The organism is Armatimonas rosea, assembly GCF_014202505.1.
Lineage (GTDB): Bacteria > Armatimonadota > Armatimonadia > Armatimonadales > Armatimonadaceae > Armatimonas > Armatimonas rosea.
Genome location: NZ_JACHGW010000003.1, coordinates 474,490 through 492,762, shown reverse-complemented (window position 1 = coordinate 492,762; position 18,273 = coordinate 474,490). Strand labels below are relative to the sequence as shown.

Sequence of the window (18,273 nt, the reverse complement as noted above, 5' to 3'; positions counted from 1 at the left end):
CCATCCTCCTGGATAAGAGGCGTGCGAGAACCCCCTACAAACTCTTGTAGGGGGCTTTTTCTTTTCCGCCTTTTGCCCACCCCCTGGAGTCTCTCTACGAAGCCGCCTACCACGCGGTGTGAGACGAAAGGCAAGGTGAAGTGAGAGATGGCTACGGTGAGCGTGGTGAAAGAAGCACGGTACGTGCTGACCAATATCGCAGGCAATAACAACAAGTTCTGGAACATCAAGCTCCTAGCCGACGGTTCCTGTGAGACGCACTGGGGACGGGTCGGGGAGGATGGGCAGCGCAAGAGCTTCCCCCACTACAACGAGTGGCAGTTCGATGCCAAGTGCCGCGAGAAAGAGGGCAAGGGCTACCGGCCTCAGAAGACCCTCGCCAATACGGCAAGCAGCGCTAACCTCCAGGGCGAGACTCTGGCGAAAGTGGCGGCGGAGCAGATTATCACGAGCTCCCCCGAGACCCAGGCACTGGTGCAGTACCTCGCCCGCGTCAATGTGCACCGTATCCTCGAAGCGACCACGATGACCTACGACGAGAGCCGGGGGACGTTCTCCACACCCCTGGGAATTGTCACCCGCGAGGCCCTCACGGAGGCGCGTGCTCTACTGGGGACGCTTGGGGGCTTTGTGGCGACAGGCGACTGGGATCATGCCTGCTTTGTCCCCCACCTCAACGACTACCTGATGCTGATCCCACAGAACATCGGGCGCGCCAAGCCCGATCCCAAGCAGCTCTTCCCCGATCTAGAGGCGGTCCAAAAACAAAACGGAATCCTCGATGCGCTCGAAGCCAGCCTGGCGCTCGTGCTCAAGGCCGACAAAGAGAGCGAGAAAGAGGCGGCTCCCGCTCCGAAGCTCTTTGAGGCGCGCCTGGAGCGGGTCACCGACGACGTGGAGATCGAGCGGATTCGACGAAAATACCAGAGCACGCAAAAGGCCATGCATGCCAGCTCCCACCTCGATGTCAAGCGGGTCTTTCGGGTGGAGATCGCTGCGATGCGCCAGCGATTTGAGGAGTGCGGTGCCACAGTGGGCAATGTCCAGGAGCTCTGGCACGGGACCCAGGCGAGCAACCTCCTCTCGATCCTGCGGAGCGGCTTTGTGATCGCCCCCGCCTCGGCGGCGCACTGCACGGGGCGGATGTTTGGCAACGGGGTCTACTTCTCCGACCAAAGCACCAAGTCCCTCAACTACGCCTACGGCTACTGGAAGGGCCGCAGCACGGACCACTGCTTCATGTTCCTCTGCGATGTCGCGATGGGTAAGAGCTTCACGCCCCCGACCTGGAACCACACGCTCGACCCGCGCAAAGACGGCTACGACTCCACCTTTGCCCAAGCGGAGAAGAGCGGGGTCGCCAACAACGAGATGATTGTCTACGACACCGCGCAGATCTGCCCACGCTACCTGGTGGAGTTTGCCGCCCCGAGCGCCTAGCGCCTCTAGAGCTGCTGCCAGAGCGGCCAGCTCTCCAGCACACTGGAGGGCTGTCTCGCCAGAAGAACGTCGATCAGGGTCGGGAGCCAGCCCGCATCTTCGTGGCCCGAGAGGGTTGCCTGAGTGAGGCTGGGCTCTAGCGAGAACTGCCAAGTGGAAGGAAAGTGAACGCCCGCGTCCAGGAGTTTCTTGAGCTCCGCCAGCCGCACGAGCTGCCCCTGCCGGGAGAGCGCGTGGAGGTACTGGTAGGTGCGCAGGATCAAGAGACGGTGCCCCTGGAAGCCCTGGAGCCGGGGGCTCGCCAGCAGACGAATCCCTTCCTGGCGTGTCCCCGCAGCGCCCACCGCCAGCAGGGCCACCGCCTGGAGCAAGAGGTAGACGGGATTCTTGAGCTGCGCTAGCCGGTCCGCCCGCCCAAAGCTCGTGCTGGCATCCGCAAACCGTTGCAAGGAAAACAGAGAGAAGCCGCGAACGGCATGAGGACCGGCGAGCTCAGGCGCAAGCTCACGTGCCCGGTCGGCGGCGGCCAAGGCTTCGTCGTAGCGCCCCAGGAAGTTCAGTGCCTCCGCTCGGTTGTTGTGCACGGCGGCAAGCTCGGGGTTGTGCACCAGAGCCTGGTCAAAGGCCGCCACTGCCTCGGTGTAGCGCCCCTGCACACAGAGAGTCGTCCCCTGGTTGGTGTAGGCGCTTGCATTGGCAGGATTGAGCCAGAGCGCCTCCGCAAACGACACCAAGGCATCGTCGTAGCGCCCCAGTCCCGTCAGGGCAAAGCCACGGTTATTGAAGGCCTGATCGCTGCCAGGATCGAGCCGTAGTGCGCTCTCGCTGGCCGCAAGCCCCTCGGCAAAGCGCCCCAGTCGGTTCAGGAAGAAGCCCCGGGCCACGAGCAGTCGAGGGTCCCAGGGGGTCTTGAGGAGCTCCGCATCGTAGGCAACCAGCGCACGCTCGGGGGACGAGAGATCCGGGGTAAACGCACTCTCCCCCTCCCACGTTGCCAGCTTCTCGGCGAGCGTTTCGGGGGACTCCAGCAGGAGAGGCGGGTGCTGCGCAAGCTGGTGTGCCCGCACCAAGACGGTCTCAAGATCGTAGTCGTTGGCTTGGAGATAGGCCAGCCACGCGTCGCGAGCCTCCGGGCGTGCCTCGGCCCAGCCTAGCTTCTGCTCTGCCAGCTCTTCCAGCTTCTTGAGGCGAACCTCATGTGCATACCGTCGCTCTGCCTTCATACGGAAGCCCTCTTCCACACGATTCGTGCCAGCTAGAGCTCGGTGAGGTCCTCCGGGCTTGGTGGGTTGGAGATCACTTGCTCCGCCACGGCCTTTGCCTCAGCCTCGCTCTCTTTGTGGATGTTGCGAATCTGCTCGGCGGTCATCTGGTGGCCCTTCTGGTAGTAGTACAGCGCCGCCTTCCCCACCGTGATCGTCCCCGAATACGCGATCGCGGTCTTGGCGGCCACCCCGATTCCCGCCGGGATCATCCCCGCCAGCTCGCGCGCCAGCAAGCGCCACCCCATCGCTCCGGCAACGGTCCCCAGGATCTCTTTCACTTGGTGGGTGTAGCCAGGGGCCTGCCCGTGCGCCGCGGCCAGCCGCATGACCAGCATCGCTTGGTTCTTGGTGAGCACAAAGACATCCACCGCCGACGATGCCGGGAGGAAGGGGAGGGAGACGGGCAGGATCCAGGGGAGTGCGGAGAGGAAGGCAAAGCGCGCGTTGTTGGCGCTGGCATTGAGGATCAGCCGCTGGGCAACCGCAGGCCGCATGCCAGGAAGATAACGTCCAAAGGCCACCCCTTGACCCGCACGGGTCTGTGCCACCCAGGCCATCGCCTCGTCGTAGCTACCCACAAACGGCGCACACCGCACACCGCGAACCCCGAGGGGCTGGTCTGGGCCTGCCAGGTAGAAGGTCGCCGCGGAGACCTCCGAGACTCCCTCGTCCGGGGCGCGATCTAGCAAGTAGAGCCGCTCTCTGCCGTCCTCCCGCTCGATCCGTGTGGCGGTCTCGGGGATCAGGCGGTCCAGAAACCACTGCCGGTCTTCCTCGGTTCCCACGATACTAAGGCGAAAGTCTCGCGTCATCTCGTCGCGTACGACTCGTGGCGAGACCTCGCTCATGGTCTTCCAGAAGGTCCAGGCCTGGTTGGCGGCACCGAGTGGCTCTATTGCTCTCACGCTGTGGGCTCCTAGCCGCCCCCGACACGCCCGACAGTGGTGTAGTCCGGGTCGGAGACGATCTCAATTAGCTCTTTGACACTCTCCAGGTCCTCTGGGTTACCGTCGTAGAGCCACTCATTGAGCGCCTCGGCATCCACACCGTCCCGATCGCGCTCCCAGAGCTTGCGGGCGATCCCCCGCTCGGTCTTCTCGATCAGGTCATCGGCATCGGTGATATCGGGCTGGAGCCGGGTTCGCCGGTCCCAGAGCTGCTTGCTCTCCGCTTCGTCGCCCCGGTCGAACTCAAAGCACCACGTGTAGAACAAGTGGTAGATGGTCGAGTTTACCGCGTCCCAGGTGATATCTGAATGGACTTCCTCCACCCAGGCGTGCAGGCGATCCTTCGCCTCTTTGAGCGAGACCCCTCCCTCCGCCTCGGCAGCAACGAAGATATCGTAGAGGCCCGCGATAATCGTGTGGCGCTCGGTGCAGGGGACATAGCGGAAGTTGTTCTCCCGCAGCCAGAGCCGGAGCTTATCGGCAGGTGTTGGAGGCGTGTAGAGGGTCTCTCCCTCCGCTTCCAGGGTTCCCTGTGGTGCCACTGTCACGTCTCCCACAGAGGGCTTGTGGACATCGACGAGGTGCAGGTTGGCCCGGAGAAACTCTAGAAACGAGCCAAACCCCAGCCGTGTCTCATCGAAGCTGGGATCAATCCGGCGCATCTGAATCTTGAGCGCAGAGCCAGGGACCGGGCGGTTCCCCATCACGCTGAGGGCACGCACAAGGAGCGCAGCGGGGTCCTGCGCGGGCGCAACCTTGAGGTCATCGTAGAACAGGAACCGGTCGCAGGCCTTGACGAGGTAGTTGGCCGAGTTGGAGCGCACGCCTAGCCCCAGGACCTGAACACCGAGCTCGCGGAGCTTGACCACGAGGGGGGTGTAGTCGGAGTCGCCCGAGACAATCACCACGTGGGTGAGCTCAGGGTGCCGTAGGACATACTCCATGACATCGATTGCAAGACGAATATCCGAGCCGTTTTTCCCTTTCGGAGTGAGGGGGAAGGTCTGGATAGGCTCGATAGCATTGTCCAGCAGCTCAGCGCGGTAGTCCCGAAACACACTCCAGTCGGCATAGGCCCGCTTTAGTAAAATCCGTCCCTGGGTAATCCGCACAATCTCATCTAGAATCAGCTTAAAATCGACACGATCATTCTCAAAAAAATCATCGACCGAGCGCTTTACATTCTCAAAATCAACAAAAACAGCGACCCGAAACCTTCTATCCGATTCGGGGTTAAATGGTCTATTCAACCTGTTTGAACCTCTTCTTTCTTTTTAATAAACCGACGAAAGGAAAGCTCCCCTCGCCCAAAAATCCCTTGGGGGCGCACCAGCATCATGATCACTAGGGCAAGGGCGTAGACAACCAGACGGTACTTATTTGCCTCGGTTCCTAGTGTGTAGCGCAGCACCTCAGGGAGTGCGGTAAGCACGACAGCAGCGAGCGCCGCTCCCGTGATCGAGCCTAGGCCGCCCAAGACGACCATGGTGACAAAATCAAACGAGCGCACGAAGTTAAACGACGTGATTAAGATGGTCCGCTCGTAGTGGGCAAAGAGGGCTCCCGCGACCCCGGCAAAGAACGCACCCAGGACAAAGGCCTTTACCTTCACCGTGGTCGTGTTCACCCCCATCGCCTGCGCCGCGATCTCGTCCTCACGCACCGAGAGGTAGGAGAGGCCATGCACGGAGAAGCGCAGGTTACGGGAGACCAGGATCACCACCAAGACCGTGCCGTAGACCCAGAAAAAGTTGGTCAGCGCCGGCACTTGAATGCCCGTCTTGAGATCGCCGGAGAAACCACGCGGCCCCCCGACCACATCCAGGTTCTCCACAATCACCCGGATGATCTCCCCAAAGCCCAGGGTGACAATGGCGAGGTAGTCACCGCGGAGGCGCAGGCTCGGCAGGCCCACGAGATAGCCAATCCCCGCCGCCACCAGCCCCCCGATCAGCATCGAGGCCAGCATCGCCGGTCCCCCGGAGAGCAGGGAGTAGATCGGCAGCTTTAGCCCCCCAACCACCATCGTGGAGAAGTTGCCGTCTTTTGGCACGAACGAGAAGAGCTTGTCGTGGCCGTAGACGGTCAGGGAGGCGGCCACATAGGCTCCCACCGCCTGGAAGCCCGCATGCCCGATCGAGAACTGGCCCGTGAAGCCGTTGATAAGGTTCAGCGAGACCGCCATGATGATCGCGATCCCACAGAGCATCACGACGCGGTAGACCACGTCCTGAAGAAAGAGCGGGAAGAGCAGCGAGCCCGCCATGAGTCCGACGAGTGCGACCGCCGCCCAGCCCAGGCGCTTTAAGAGTGTTTTTTGCATGGCTAGACCTTCTCCGGTGCGTTCTTGCCCAAGAGCCCCGCGGGGCGCACGAGCAGGACCACGATCAAGATTAAGAACGCCAGTGCATCCACCCAGCGCGACGGATCAAAATCATAGGAGCCGAGCTTGATATGGGGTGCGCCCTTCACAAACGACTCCGAGAGCCCCATGAGCAGGCCGCCCAGCATCGCGCCGGGGATCGAGCCAATCCCCCCCACGACAGCGGCGACAAAGGCCTTGATGCCCATCTGGACCCCCATCAGGGGCAAGATACTCTTGAAGGTCAGAGCGCCAAAGAGCACGCCTCCGGCCGCAGCCAGGGCAGCGCCCAGCCCAAACGTAAAGGAGATCACCGCATCGGTGTTGATCCCCATGAGCGCAGCGGCATCGAAGTCGTGGCTGACGGCGCGCATGGCCTTGCCCATCTTGGTGCGCTGGACAATAAACCAGAGAATCCCCATCAGCAAGAACGCCGTGATCACCAGCACAAGCTGGTTCTGGGAGACCGTCAGGTTGCCCAGGTGCAGGGTCGCCTCCGGGCCGCTGGGGAGGATCTCGGGATAGAACTTCGGGTCCACCCCAAAGACAAAGGGAAGCTGTGCCATGCCCTCCAGAAAGAGCGAGATGCCGATGGCGGTGATGAGTGCTGTCAGGCGCGGCGCACGGCGCAGGGGTTTGTAGGCCAGCCGCTCGATGACCAGGCCTAGCACCACACAGACCGTCATGGAGATCAGCAGCACGGGCAGGAGCTGCACCAGCCCCGCCCAGACCGTGGTCTGCTGCTTCACCTTGAGCCAGCGCGACGCAAAGTAGCCCATGTAGGCTCCCACCATGAAGACATCGCTATGCGCGAAGTTGATCAGGCGGAGCACCCCATAGACCATCGTGTAGCCCAGCGCGATCAGCACATAGATGCTCCCGAGCTGGACACCGTTGATTATATTTTGTAAAAACTGATCCACAAATTTCTTCTTAAGACAAATAAAAGCTCACCCAGCGAAAAGCCGCTGGGTGAGCACTGTCTCTACTTCGGGTCGATCGTCTTGACGTAGGTAAACTCTGCGCCCTTGATCTGTAGAACCACCGCGCTCTTGTTGGCGTTGCGGTCTCCGTCGATCGTGATCTTACCAGTCACGGCGGCGTAGTCCTTGGTCTGGGCCAGAGCATCGCGGACCTTCTTGCGCTCGATGGAGCCGGCGCGCTTGATCGCATCGGCCAGGATCATCATGGCGTCGTAGCCCTGGGCCACGAGGCTGGCAGGTGCCTTGCCGTTCTTGGCCGTGAAGGCCTTCACAAAGTCCTGAACCTTGGTGTCTTTCGAGTCCTTGGAGTAGTGGGTGGAGAAGTACGCCCCCTCCAGAGCCTTACCCGGCCCGCCCGCACCCTCGACCAGCTTCTCGGAGTCCCAGCCATCGCCGCCCATTAGAGGCACGGTGATCCCCAGCTCCTTAGCCTGGCGCGCGATCGTCCCGACCTCGTTGTAGTAGCCGGGGATAAAGATACCATCGGCACCGGCCCCCTTGATCTGCCCAAGCTGGCTGCGGAAGTCCGAGTCCTTGGCGTTGTAGGAGACATCGGCGACAATCTCCCCCCCCATCTTGGTGAACTCGTCCTTAAAGACATCGGCGAGGCCGACGGAGTAGTCCTGCTGAGGGTCGCGCATGATCGCGACTTTCTTCAGCTTGAGCTCCTCGATCGCGAACTTGGCCATCACAAAGCCCTGGAACGGGTCGATAAAGCAGACACGGAAGATAAAATCTCCAACCTTGGTGACATCGGGGTTGGTCGAGCTCGGGGAGATCATGGGAATCCCCGCACGCTGGAACTCAGGGGCCGCGGTCTTGGAGCGGCTGGAGGCAACCTCCCCGATCACGGCAACCACCTTGGGGTCGGCCGCAAACTTCACCGCAATGGTCTTGGCTTCGTCGGGCTTGCTCTGGTCGTCCTGGGTCTCGACCTCGACCTGCATCTTCTTGCCGCCCACATCGATCCCACCGGCCGCATTGATCTCTTCCACGGCAAAGGTCAGGCCCGCGTTCGACTCCACCCCAAAGGTCGAGGTCTCACCGGTCAGGGAGGCGTACTGCCCCACCTTGATCTTATCGCCGCTAGTATCTTGGGTCGCGGCGGTAGAGTTGGACTCCGTGCTGCCACTGCCGCCCGTCGTGTTCCCTGCATTGGGGTCTTTACAGCCCACCATACTCAGGGAGAGAACCACACCAGGAATCAGCGCTTTTAAGAGCGCCGCTCGGGAAAATTTCTGCATGTCGCTATCCTTCCTTACTTACGCCGCCGCCTCAAGGGCTGCAGCTTCATCCTCAAAAATAGAAAATACACTCAGGAGCCCCGTGATGGTAAAGGTCCGCCGCACGGCTCCCTCGGAGAGCATCACGAGGCGCAGCCCCACACCCACAGCCTCTGCCTGCTTGCGAATCGCCACCAGCACCCCTAGCCCGGTCGAGTCCACGTAGGCCACGCGCTTCAGGCTAATCACCAGGGTCTCCGGCTGGGCCGCGAGCTGCGCCTCCAGCTCGGTCTTGGCGCGTGGAGCGTGGTAGGCGTCCAGCTCTCCCGAAAACGCCACCAGGGACGTACTCCCCGGCGTGGTTTGAATCGTCAGCTCTGCCACGTTTTATTCCTTAACATCGATAACATGAGTGCTACCAGTATACACCCTGCGCCCCCTGAAATAAACACCCCAACCCGCCAAGAGAGCGGCTCGTAGCGAAAAACCACCCGTTTCGTGCCCTCAGGGACGCTCACTTCCATAAAAACAGGGGGACTCGCGATAATCGGCACCGGGATACCATCGGCCCAAGCACGCCACCCCGCGGCATGGGTCTCGCGGACCACAACCACACTCGCCGTGGGCTGAAGCTCCAGCACGCCAGGCCGCTCGGCTAGGAGTGTCGCCCCGGCGATCCGTGGCAAGGTGCTCACCAGACGCCGCGTCGCGCGACTGCCGTAGACCCAGCGGACCCCCAGCGCCTCAAGCTGCTTGGTCTGTGTGGGAGTCAGCCCGGCTGGGTCGGGGGGGAGTGTCCCCAGCGCCTTCAGCGCCTCCGTCACATCCCGGCGTGCCACCGGCTCGTAGCCCCCCGCTTGCGGGACTCGGCTCAGTAGCGGGACATTGGGGGTCATGCCCGCCCCCGACAGCGCAACGGCGGGCTCGGGGTAGCGCTTGTAGGGCGCGAGCTGCTTCCAGGCCTGAAAGGGCCGCAGGTGAAAGACACGCTCGGTAGGGGCGGGCGGGCGGCTCACCAGTGTCTTAAGCTGCTCTGGGGCACAGGTCGGGTTGAGGGTCCGCGAGAAGCACACGAGCTCCCCCAGAGTTATCAGCACCAGGAGCCATTTTCCGCTCTCCCGCAGACGCACCTGCTCCAGCCCCTGCGCGGCGAGCACCGCCAGCGCGAAGCTCGTGAGATAGAGCCAGCGCGCGGGATCGTGGAACTGCTTCACCCCGGGCAAGACATAGAACGCCACAAAGTACAGCCCACCGTAGCGCCCCAGCGCCAGCCAGAGCGAGAGAGCTGCCGCGAGGAGCCAGAATCGGGTCGCACGCCGCCGCACGAAACCAAAGTACACGCCCAGCACAAGCGGAATCAGCCCGATATAGCAGCACGGCTCCCAAAAGTTGCCCTTGCCCTGCCAGCCCGTGGCGAGCGCCGGGTTCCCCAGCGCATTGGGCGCCACCAGCAGGATCAGCTCCCGCCAAGGCAGATAGAAACGATTGGCAGCGCCCAGGCTCAGGTGCGGCCGGGTCGAGGCCAGCGCGTACTCCACCACCGGCAAGAGCTGCGCCAGCGCCAGGCAGAGCCCCAGCAGTGCCGCCAGCGTCAGCGCGCCCAGCGGCCGGAGGCGCTCGGAGCGGGGCAGGCTCCTCAAGCGAAAGCCCACCCACCCGAGCAACAAGTAGAGCTGCATGAGGGTTACCTGCGCGTGTGCCGCAAGGAGCGCCAGCCCCACACAGAGCCCCAGCCTCCCTACCGCCCCAAGCGTGCGCTGTGTCAGCACGCCCTCGGTCGCCCAGAGGAGCCAGGGGAGCCACGCCATCGCCTGGAGCATGTTGGGAAACTGGGCCTTGGAGACCAGCGCCCCCCCAAAGGCAAACGCCACCGCCCCCAGAGCCGCGGCGGGGGCAGAGAGGCGCTGCTGTCGAAGAAACCCGAGTGTCCCCCACCCCGCCCAAAAGACATGCAGCACGGTCGAGAGGGCGTTGGCACGTGAGGTCTCAAAGAGGAGGAGCAAGAGAGTGGACGGATACAGCACCCAGGTCTGGGGGTTGCCCACAAACGGCTGCCCACAGTTGATAAAGGGGTTCCAGAGAGGGACATGCCCCGCGCGGAGCTCGCCGCGGAGAAAGTCTAGCTCGGGGAGGAAGTAGAGAGTCAGATCGCCGTAGTAGAGGACCCGGCCACGGACAACAACCTCAAAGAAGAGAAATAGAGTTCCCAGCAACAAGAGAAGTCCCCCCTGCAGGGCAGGAGGGACAACGCGCGAAAATCGGCTCATTTTCCAGGGCGGCCAAAGAGCATTCCCAGGCCACCACCGCCGCCACCACCAAGGTTAACCTTGGCATCGAGCTGGCGCTGGATCTTCTCCGAGAGGTCGGTGTAGTGCAGGCGGGTGTACTCATCGAGGGTTGGGATCGCCTGAGCGGCCTTGAGCTTCTCCCGGAGCATCCGCAGGTGCGCCGCCGCCAGCATCCGGCTGTCGTCGGTCGCGCTGCTACTGGCCAGCGTGATCAGCGACTCGACATGCTGACGCTGGATATGGCGGCGCTGGTAGCTGACATTCTGCTTGGTCGCCAGCTCGCTCCAGACCGCATCCGCCACGGTCTTGAAGAGCAGGGGCTGGGTCAGTGCCTTGCTGGGATCGCCAGTCTTATACTCGTTGCTGGCGACCCGCATCAGGGTCTGCGACGAGAGCAGGCGCCGCACGACTGACTTCTGGAGGTTGGCGATCACCTCCCCCACAAAGAACTCCGAGGGGCGAGACTCAATCGGTGCCAGGTCGACCGTCATCTTCTCCAGGTAGCCCTGCGGGAGCTTGAGCGCCCCGGGAGCCAGGATGTACTTTGCCAGCAGGTCCAGCGCACGCTTCTGCTGCGCCGCCTCCACGGGCTTGAGGTTGGGCTTCTGTCCGGCATCGCCCTTGAAGCTACGACGCACCTGCTGGGCCCCGATATAGCGGCTCGCCTGCGCGGAGCCCTGGGCCATCATATTCAGGGTTAGCTGCACCTGCCGCGAGAACTCAACATAGCTCTCGCCCGGCTTGACCCGCGACTCAAGCTTGCCCAGGAGCTCTTGCGACGTCTGCATGATGCGCTCCCAGTAGTCCAGCGGGTTGGACGTGCTATCAAAGCGCGTAATGGTCGGGTCGAAGCTATCGGCCTCGAAGTCGGTGTTGTAGATCAGGCCCGGCTCACCGCTCCGCCGCGCGATCTGCTTGAGGACCGGCAGCTCGTCATCAGGCTTGGTGGCGGTTGGCACCGTGCCGTAGCCGTACTGGATCGCCCACTGGTCGTAGACACCCGGGCTCAGCGACCAGAAGGGAACCCCGCTGACCTTGAGGGCGGCGATATTGACCGGGTTGTAGTCCATCACCGATGCCGCGATGGGCTTGCCGTTGGGAACCACCTTCGGGTCGCTGAGCTGGGCCAGGGAGTACTGGGTCGAGGCGACGAAGTTGTGGCGCAGCCCCAAGATATGCCCAAACTCATGGGTGACCACATCCTGCAGGAACTGCGCGACATAGTCCTTCTGGCTGATCTTGCCCTCCGCCAGCAGGCTAGAGGCGAGCAGGCCAAAGTAGGCATTGGTCTGGGCCGCGTGGCCGTACTCACAGCGCAGCTTGCTCTGCCCTGCGAGTTTGGTATCGTCGTGGTTCTCGTACTCCGCGATCCGAGCAAAGGCGGCCTCCGGCGAGACAATGTCCTTGTGCTCCACCTTGGTAATCTGGGCCATTCCCGCATCGACCGTGATACTGGCGTTGAGGATCTGCCCTGTGAGCGGGTTGTGGCGTGCCAGTGCCACCGCGTAGCTATCTGCTGGGTTGGGCGAGACCACCCAGCGGATGACATTAAAGCGCATGTCCGCCGTGTCGGTGGGCACCAGCCCCTTCTTGACCTCGTCCTCGCTGGGCTTGTCCGGCATCTGTTTGACCTGGATCGCGTCCTTGAAGCCCGTCTTCTCGAGGACCGGGTTCCAGGAAAGGATCGCACTGGCCAGCGGCTTGCGGTAGTCCTCCGGGATCGCGTTGTCCAGCCAGAAGACAATCGGCTTCACCGGCTCGGAGACCGCGGCCTCGGGGTTCTTCTTGCGCAGGTCCCAGCGGGTGATAAAGCGCTTGGTCAGGTCGAGCTTGTCGTCGCGGTCGAGCGACTGGAAGTCGGTGGTAAAGAAGCCGATCCGGGTGTCGTAGTAGCGCGGGATGTAGCCATTGCCCACCGGAAGCGCGGAGAGATTAAAGGTCACCTGCACCGGTGCACTCCGCGGATCACCCAGGGTCGGGGTGTTGGTCATCATGGGCGAGAGGCCGCGTACAAAGTGGTACTGGCTGGTGACCACCAGGTTCTCGGGGAAGTTCTTCACGGACAGAACATAGGTCTTCTCCCGGTCGAGCCCCATCCCGCCCCCGGTCGGCCCCGCCATCAGGCCGGGGATCGGCGGCATCCCGGAGAAGGCAAACCCAATCCCCAAGAAATCGGACTTAAAGAACTCCGAGAGATCGATCAGCAGGCTCTTGCGGTCGGCCTGCTTGGCCTCGATCTTGAAGGTCTGCAAAAACGAGAGCGGGGGCATGGAGCGCTTGAGCGACTTCTCCAGCGGCGTGCCCGCCTGGGTCTGGTAGTTGGTGTTGGGGACGGCGAGATAGAGCTTGTCATCGGGGCTCTTGGTGAGCTGGAAGACAAAGTCGGCGATCGGGTCGCCCGAGATCGCGTGCTCGGCATCGCCGGTGCTAAAGGTCGCCTGGAGCAAGAGGAGCTTGTCGAGCTGGTCCTCGCGCACCTCGGCGTAGATCGTGTCCTTGCCGCTCTCCTCGCGCTTGCGCCAGAGTGTCACGACGCCGGGCAGCTTCTCGTAGTCCTTGACCACCTCATCGATGGTCTTGGGCTTTGCCGCCTCGACCTTGGGGGCCTGCGCCTTGATCGCACTCTGCTCGGCCTTGAGGCTTGCCTGCGCCTTCTTGACGATATCCTCAGGCAGGGGGCCGCCACTCTCACGGTTCGACTTAAAGCTCGCCGTGACCACATCGCCATCGCCAAAGGGGATATTGGTGACCACGATATCCGATGCCACATCATCGCCACTGGCCGGCTCGATCCAGATCAGGCCCTTGGTGGAGATCGGGTTCTTCCCCGAGTTTTCGGTATAGGTCACCCCGATACGCGCGCAGAGAATCCCATTCTTCTCCTCCAGCGCCTGAAACTCGTACTCGCCCTTGCCCTCGACCAGCCCCATGTTGGCATCGGCCTTGTACTCACGGGTCCACTTCTCCCCCGGAGCGACTTGCTTATCCGAGAACCCCACCGAGGTCGCCACGTAGAGACGCTCGTCGCTGTGGTCGTCGTCCTTCTCGGTCTTGCTGGACTTAAAGCTCACCAGGGTGCCATCGGGCTTGATGACATACGTATCGACATCCTTGCCCATGTTGGGGTCATCGGGGAGCTTGTTGCCATTGAGAAACTGCTGCACCGAGTCCGTGTGTGTCTCGTAGGTAATCTCCCCGTTTGCCGCGACCGCGTTGTAGTTGACTCGATCCTGCTCTTTAAACTCCAGGGTCACTTTCTGGCCATTGGGGCCCTCCACCGTAAAGGTCGCCACGGCATTGATCTTCTTCACCTGGCCTTGCTGGGCCTTGTTGCTAAAGAGAATCTTCTGGGTGGAGGCAGGAGGCTGCGTCGGAGCCGGGGTAGCAGTCTTGGGGGCAGGGGGCTGCGCCAGCGTCGGCGCGTGAGAGGCCAGGGTAAGCGCAAAGACAAGCGCGGAGAGGGGCAGAGTACGATTCAATGACAAACTCCTGAGATTGATGGTTTAGAGCCTAAGGTTGGGTTACTATACCCGAACTCTTTCGATTAACTATAAAACGCCAAAGGCCCTCCGTTTGTTACGGAGAGCCTCTGACTTTTTTATGCCCAAGAAGGGACTTGAACCCTTACCCCTTACGGGATACGCCCCTCAAACGTACGCGTCTGCCAATTCCGCCACCTGGGCAACTGAGGGTTTCGCTTGATCACAGCAGATTAAGGCCGCAGGCAAGCGAGAGAGATTCTATCGCGCCCCTTCCTTGCTGTCAAGGCTTCCTTCCAGATTGATGGAGATTCGTCATTTTCGGGTATCCTAGATGCCGGAGAATTGAACATGCCTTTTGACAAGTCCCTTTACCGTGCCTACGACATCCGAGGGATCTACCCCTCGGTGATCAATGAAGAGTTTGCCTATCTTTGCGCCCAGGCCTTTGCCCGGGTGATGGACGCAAAGAAAGTCGCCGTGGGCCGGGATGTGCGCACCAGTGGTGCGTCCATGCAGGCCGCCGCGATCCAGGGCCTGGTAGACCTCGGTGTCGAGGTGCTAGACCTGGGGGTGATCTCGACCGAGATGCTGTACTTTGCGTCGGGGACCCTGGAGATCGACGGTGGCTTCGCCCTCACCGCGAGCCACAACCCCCGCGAGTGGAATGGCTTTAAGTTTGTCGGCAAGAAGGGCCAGCCGCTCGTGCGCGAGGGCAAGCTGGGCGAGATCTACGCCGATATCGAGGCCGCGACGCCCCAGAAGGCTGCAACTCCGGGCACCGTGACCCCCACCCCCCTGCTCGCCGACTACGCCGCCTACCTGCAGCAGTATGTCCCCGAGGGCCTGCCGCAGCTCAAGCTGGTGGGCAATGTGAACTTTGGAGCCAATGGGAAGTTTGTCGATGCCGCCATTGAGGGCCACCCCATCGAGATGATCCGCCTCAACTGGAACGAGGATGGCAGCTTCCCCAAGGGCACCCCCGATCCCCTGCTCCCCTCCAACCGCAAGGAGATCAGCGAGCGGATCGTCACCGAGGGAGCCCACTTCGGTGTGGCGTGGGACGCCGACGCGGACCGGTGTTTCTTCTACGATGAGAAGGGGCGCTCGTTCTCTGGCTACTACATCAACGCGGTCCTGATCGAGCACTTCCTCAAGGTCGAGCCCGGCGCATCGGTTGTGGTCGAGCCGCGCCAGATCTGGGCGACCGAGGCCGCCGCTGCCGCCGGGGGCGGTACCGCGGTCACGAGCCGCACGGGCCACGGGTTTATCAAGGCGACCATGCGCCAGGCCAATGCGATCTTTGGCGGAGAGAACTCCGGCCACTTCTACTACCGCGACTTCTGGTACTGCGACAATGGGATCATCACGTTCCTGACCGTGCTGGGAATCTTCGCGGAGCAGATCAAAAACGGCGGGACGGTCTCGCAGCTTCTCGATGGCTACAAGAAAAACTACCCAGCCAGTGAGGAGCTCAACTTCATCACCGACGATGCCAAGGGGATTATTGCGGCGCTCCAGGCACGCCACCCCGATGCCGAGCTAAGCCAGATCGACGGTGTCTCGCTCGCGGAGGCGGACTGGCGCTGCAACCTGCGCATGAGCCAGAACGAGCCGGTACTGCGCCTGAATGTCGAGGCGCGCACTCCCGAGGGGCTCGCCGAGCGCGAGGCCGACCTGCTAGCGTTTATCCTGGGCCACGGCGCGTCCCTGCGCGACGACCACTAGCTCGGGACGGCTTTGTGCGTGTGTGGCGGCTTGCTGCTGCACACGCACAGGTCGGCTTGTCCGCGGCGAGCCTAGCGGCATGCCAAAGAAGACCCCCAGCCCCACGGCGGCGACAACGGCAAGAAAGATATCGACGGTATCGTGCATTGCAGGACTCTCTTCTGCATTTTCGGTGCCGAACTCTCCCCACTAGAGCCCATGCTGGACCGCTACCCCCTTGTTACCCAGACCCGCCACGCCGCGGGCCGGCCCTGGCACCTCCGCTGCGTCACGGACCAAGACGCACTGGTCGCCCGTGTCCAGACCGACGAGGACCTGGCCAACTTTCCCTTTGGGATGCTCCTCTGGGCCTCGGCGCACGCACTGGCGCTTCGCCTCGCCGACGAGCCCTCTCTCGTGGCGGGCAAGCGTGTCTTGGAGCTCGGGGCGGGGGTCGGCTATGTCGGCTTGGTCGCCGCGCACCTCGGAGCTGCCGAAGTGATCCAGACCGACTACCACCCCGACTGCCTGGAGCTCTGCCGCCAGAACGCACGCCTCAACAACGTCCCGAATGTCACGGTCCGCACCGGCGACTGGCGCACCTGGCCCCCAGAGCTGGTGGGCTTTGACCTCGTGATCGGCACCGATATCCTCTACGAGCGCACGCTCCACCCCACCCTCACCGCGCTCCTCCCGACCCTCGGCAAGCCCATTCTCCTCTCCGATCCGATCCGTCCCGCCGCCTTAGAGTTTGTCGAGCAGCGCGAGAGAGACGGCTGGAAGATCACCACAGAGGCAAAGCAGGTCGTGTGGGCCGGCGAGCCGCGCGACACCATGCTCCTCTGGATGCGCTAGAGTCCCGCCCGTTGGAGGGCGGGATACTCCAATCCAGGGCATTGGATGCGGTACAATGTCAGGGTTCGCAGGGCTAGCAGCGCGGCGGGCCACATTTTTGAGGTCTGCATGAAGAAAAAGATTCTGGTTCTGGGGTCGGGTCCGATCCGTATCGGTCAAGGCATTGAGTTTGACTACTGCACAGTTCACTGTGTCTGGGCGCTGCGTGAGGCGGGCTACGAGGCCATTGTCCTCAACAACAACCCGGAGACCGTCTCTACGGACTTCGACACCTCCGACAAGCTCTACTTCGAGCCCCTCACGGCAGAGGATGTCCTCAATGTGATCGACCGCGAGTCCCCGATCGAGGGCGTGATTGTTCAGTTTGGGGGCCAGACCGCCATCAACCTCGCGCGGCCTCTGGTCGAGGCGGGGGTGAAGATTCTTGGCTCGTCGGCGGACTCCATCGATCTTGCTGAGGACCGCGAGCAGTTCGAGAAGCTTCTGCGCGAGCTGGACATTCCCAAGCCTGATGGCCGCGCCGTGGTGAGCGCCGAGGCGGCGCTGGAAGTGGCACGGGAGATCGGCTACCCGTGTCTGGTGCGCCCCAGCTATGTCCTCGGCGGACGCGCGATGGAGATTGTCCAGAGCGACGAAGAGCTGGCGAGCTACATGAAGTACGCGGTGGATGTCTCGCCCAAGGCCCCGATCTTGGTGGACCGCTACATTATTGGTAAGGAGCTGGAGGTGGACTGCATCTCCGACGGCGAGCGGTGCCTCTTGCCCGGAATCATGGAGCACATCGAGCGCGCCGGTGTCCACTCGGGCGACTCCATGGCGGTCTATCCCCCCCAGACCGTCTCGCAGAAGACCAAGGACCTGATCGCCGAGTACGCCATCAAGCTGGCCAAGGCCATGAACGTGGTCGGTCTCATGAACATCCAGTTTGTCTGCGAGGGCGAGATTCCCTATGTCATTGAGGTGAACCCGCGCAGCTCCCGCACGGTCCCCTATCTCTCTAAGATCACCGGCATTCCGATGGTCAAGGCCGCGACCCGCTGCATTCTGGGCGAGGGGCTAGAGAGCCAGGGCTATGAGAACGGCCTCTTCCCGGAGCAGGCCAATCCCGCGGTGAAGGCGCCCGTCTTTTCGTTCCAGAAGCTGGTCGGGGTGGACAACACCCTCGGGCCAGAGATGAAGTCCACAGGTGAGATCTTGGGTCAAGACTTAGACTATCCGCGTGCGCTCTTTAAGGCGCTCGTTGCCAGCGGCATCAACCTGCCGCTGAAGAAGGCTGTCCTCGCGACACTGGCCGATGCCGACAAGCCCGAGGCGCTCCCGCTCCTCAAGGACTTCGTGGCGCAGGGCTTTCAGATCTACGCGACGGGCGGCACGGCCAAGTTCCTCGCAGCCAATGGGGTCGAGGCGACTCCCGTCAATAAGATCAGCGAGGGCAAGCCCGACCTGATCGACTTGATCTACAGCGGCGAGGTGGGACTGCTCATCAACACGATCAGCAAGGACCGCCGTATCGAGCAAGAGGGTGCCCTGATCCGCCGCGCCAGTGTCGAGCGCTCGGTGCCCTGTCTGACCAGCCTCGATACCGCCCGCGCCCTGCTCACCGCCCTGGAGTCCTACAACCGCGGCGAGGAAATGGGTGTCCGCACCGTGGACGAATATCTGTCCGGGGGATAGAGCCGGGCATTAAAATACCCGTCTGAAAGAGAGGGAGCGTCCCGGGGACG

Annotated in this window: 14 protein-coding genes and 1 tRNA gene; 4 read left to right on the top strand and 11 right to left on the bottom strand. The window is 62.4% G+C overall.

Annotated elements, in window-relative coordinates:
* The first annotated feature begins 147 nt into the window (after positions 1-147).
* A complete protein-coding gene (locus HNQ39_RS17265) occupies positions 148-1,440 on the top strand; it encodes a WGR domain-containing protein (RefSeq protein WP_184199111.1) in 1,293 nt (430 codons plus the stop codon).
* Positions 1,441-1,445: 5 nt separating this feature from the next.
* On the opposite strand, the gene HNQ39_RS17260 is transcribed toward HNQ39_RS17265, so the two are convergent.
* The 10 genes from HNQ39_RS17260 to HNQ39_RS17215 form a co-directional block, all read right to left on the bottom strand.
* The gene (locus HNQ39_RS17260) at positions 1,446-2,663 is read right to left on the bottom strand and encodes a tetratricopeptide repeat protein (RefSeq protein WP_184199108.1); all 1,218 of its coding nucleotides are present in this window, start codon (positions 2,661-2,663) and stop codon (positions 1,446-1,448) included.
* Positions 2,664-2,695: 32 nt separating this feature from the next.
* Positions 2,696-3,610 carry a hypothetical protein gene (locus HNQ39_RS17255; protein WP_184199106.1) on the bottom strand — a complete coding sequence of 305 codons (915 nt, stop codon included), beginning with the start codon at positions 3,608-3,610 and terminating at the stop codon, positions 2,696-2,698.
* An 11-nt stretch (positions 3,611-3,621) separates the two neighbouring features.
* Complete coding sequence (locus HNQ39_RS17250) at positions 3,622-4,902, bottom strand: NYN domain-containing protein (protein ID WP_184199104.1); 1,281 nt, start codon at positions 4,900-4,902, stop codon at positions 3,622-3,624.
* Positions 4,899-5,975, bottom strand: a complete 1,077-nt coding sequence (locus HNQ39_RS17245) for a branched-chain amino acid ABC transporter permease (RefSeq protein WP_221290073.1) — start codon at positions 5,973-5,975, stop codon at positions 4,899-4,901. The genes HNQ39_RS17250 and HNQ39_RS17245 overlap by 4 nt, the downstream gene beginning before the upstream one ends.
* A 2-nt stretch (positions 5,976-5,977) precedes the next feature.
* Complete coding sequence (locus HNQ39_RS17240) at positions 5,978-6,937, bottom strand: ABC transporter permease subunit (RefSeq protein WP_184199102.1); 960 nt, start codon at positions 6,935-6,937, stop codon at positions 5,978-5,980.
* Between the two features lie 62 nt (positions 6,938-6,999).
* Positions 7,000-8,241: an ABC transporter substrate-binding protein gene (locus HNQ39_RS17235; RefSeq protein ID WP_184199100.1), complete on the bottom strand. Its 1,242-nt coding sequence runs from the start codon at positions 8,239-8,241 to the stop codon at positions 7,000-7,002.
* A gap of 18 nt (positions 8,242-8,259) precedes the next feature.
* A complete protein-coding gene (locus HNQ39_RS17230; RefSeq protein WP_184199098.1) occupies positions 8,260-8,604 on the bottom strand; it encodes an anti-sigma factor antagonist in 345 nt (114 codons plus the stop codon).
* On the bottom strand, positions 8,592-10,487 hold the full coding sequence (locus HNQ39_RS17225) for a YfhO family protein (protein ID WP_184199096.1): 1,896 nt from the start codon (positions 10,485-10,487) through the stop codon (positions 8,592-8,594). The genes HNQ39_RS17230 and HNQ39_RS17225 overlap by 13 nt, the downstream gene beginning before the upstream one ends.
* Entirely contained in the window at positions 10,484-13,987 is a 3,504-nt protein-coding gene (locus HNQ39_RS17220; RefSeq protein ID WP_184199094.1) for a zinc-dependent metalloprotease, read from the bottom strand. Before HNQ39_RS17220 ends, HNQ39_RS17225 begins: the two co-directional genes overlap by 4 nt.
* A gap of 122 nt (positions 13,988-14,109) precedes the next feature.
* Positions 14,110-14,191, bottom strand: a tRNA-Leu gene (locus HNQ39_RS17215).
* Between the two features lie 147 nt (positions 14,192-14,338).
* Here HNQ39_RS17215 and HNQ39_RS17210 point away from each other — a divergent pair.
* Complete coding sequence (locus tag HNQ39_RS17210) at positions 14,339-15,715, top strand: phosphomannomutase/phosphoglucomutase (protein WP_184199092.1); 1,377 nt, start codon at positions 14,339-14,341, stop codon at positions 15,713-15,715.
* On the opposite strand, the gene HNQ39_RS17205 is transcribed toward HNQ39_RS17210, so the two are convergent.
* A complete protein-coding gene (locus HNQ39_RS17205) occupies positions 15,668-15,862 on the bottom strand; it encodes a hypothetical protein (RefSeq protein ID WP_184199091.1) in 195 nt (64 codons plus the stop codon). The two genes, HNQ39_RS17210 and HNQ39_RS17205, sit on opposite strands and share 48 nt — an antisense overlap.
* Positions 15,863-15,913: 51 nt before the next feature.
* Here HNQ39_RS17205 and HNQ39_RS17200 point away from each other — a divergent pair, with 51 nt between their 5' ends.
* Positions 15,914-16,549, top strand: a complete 636-nt coding sequence (locus tag HNQ39_RS17200) for a class I SAM-dependent methyltransferase (protein WP_184199090.1) — start codon at positions 15,914-15,916, stop codon at positions 16,547-16,549.
* Positions 16,550-16,657: 108 nt separating this feature from the next.
* Positions 16,658-18,223 (top strand): carbamoyl-phosphate synthase large subunit, encoded by a 1,566-nt coding sequence (carB, locus tag HNQ39_RS17195; protein ID WP_281380283.1) that lies wholly within the window; start codon positions 16,658-16,660, stop codon positions 18,221-18,223.
* The last annotated feature ends 50 nt before the right edge of the window (positions 18,224-18,273 follow it).

Coding starts and splice junctions, on each gene's coding strand:
- HNQ39_RS17260 (WP_184199108.1), bottom strand. CDS start 2,663: ATGAAGGCAGAGCGACGGTATGCACATGAGGTTCGCCTCAAGAAGCTG.
- HNQ39_RS17245 (WP_221290073.1), bottom strand. CDS start 5,975: ATGCAAAAAACACTCTTAAAGCGCCTGGGCTGGGCGGCGGTCGCACTC.
- HNQ39_RS17265 (WP_184199111.1), top strand. CDS start 148: ATGGCTACGGTGAGCGTGGTGAAAGAAGCACGGTACGTGCTGACCAAT.
- HNQ39_RS17205 (WP_184199091.1), bottom strand. CDS start 15,862: ATGCACGATACCGTCGATATCTTTCTTGCCGTTGTCGCCGCCGTGGGG.
- HNQ39_RS17235 (WP_184199100.1), bottom strand. CDS start 8,241: ATGCAGAAATTTTCCCGAGCGGCGCTCTTAAAAGCGCTGATTCCTGGT.
- carB (WP_281380283.1), top strand. CDS start 16,658: ATGAAGAAAAAGATTCTGGTTCTGGGGTCGGGTCCGATCCGTATCGGT.
- HNQ39_RS17200 (WP_184199090.1), top strand. CDS start 15,914: ATGCTGGACCGCTACCCCCTTGTTACCCAGACCCGCCACGCCGCGGGC.
- HNQ39_RS17225 (WP_184199096.1), bottom strand. CDS start 10,487: ATGAGCCGATTTTCGCGCGTTGTCCCTCCTGCCCTGCAGGGGGGACTT.
- HNQ39_RS17210 (WP_184199092.1), top strand. CDS start 14,339: ATGCCTTTTGACAAGTCCCTTTACCGTGCCTACGACATCCGAGGGATC.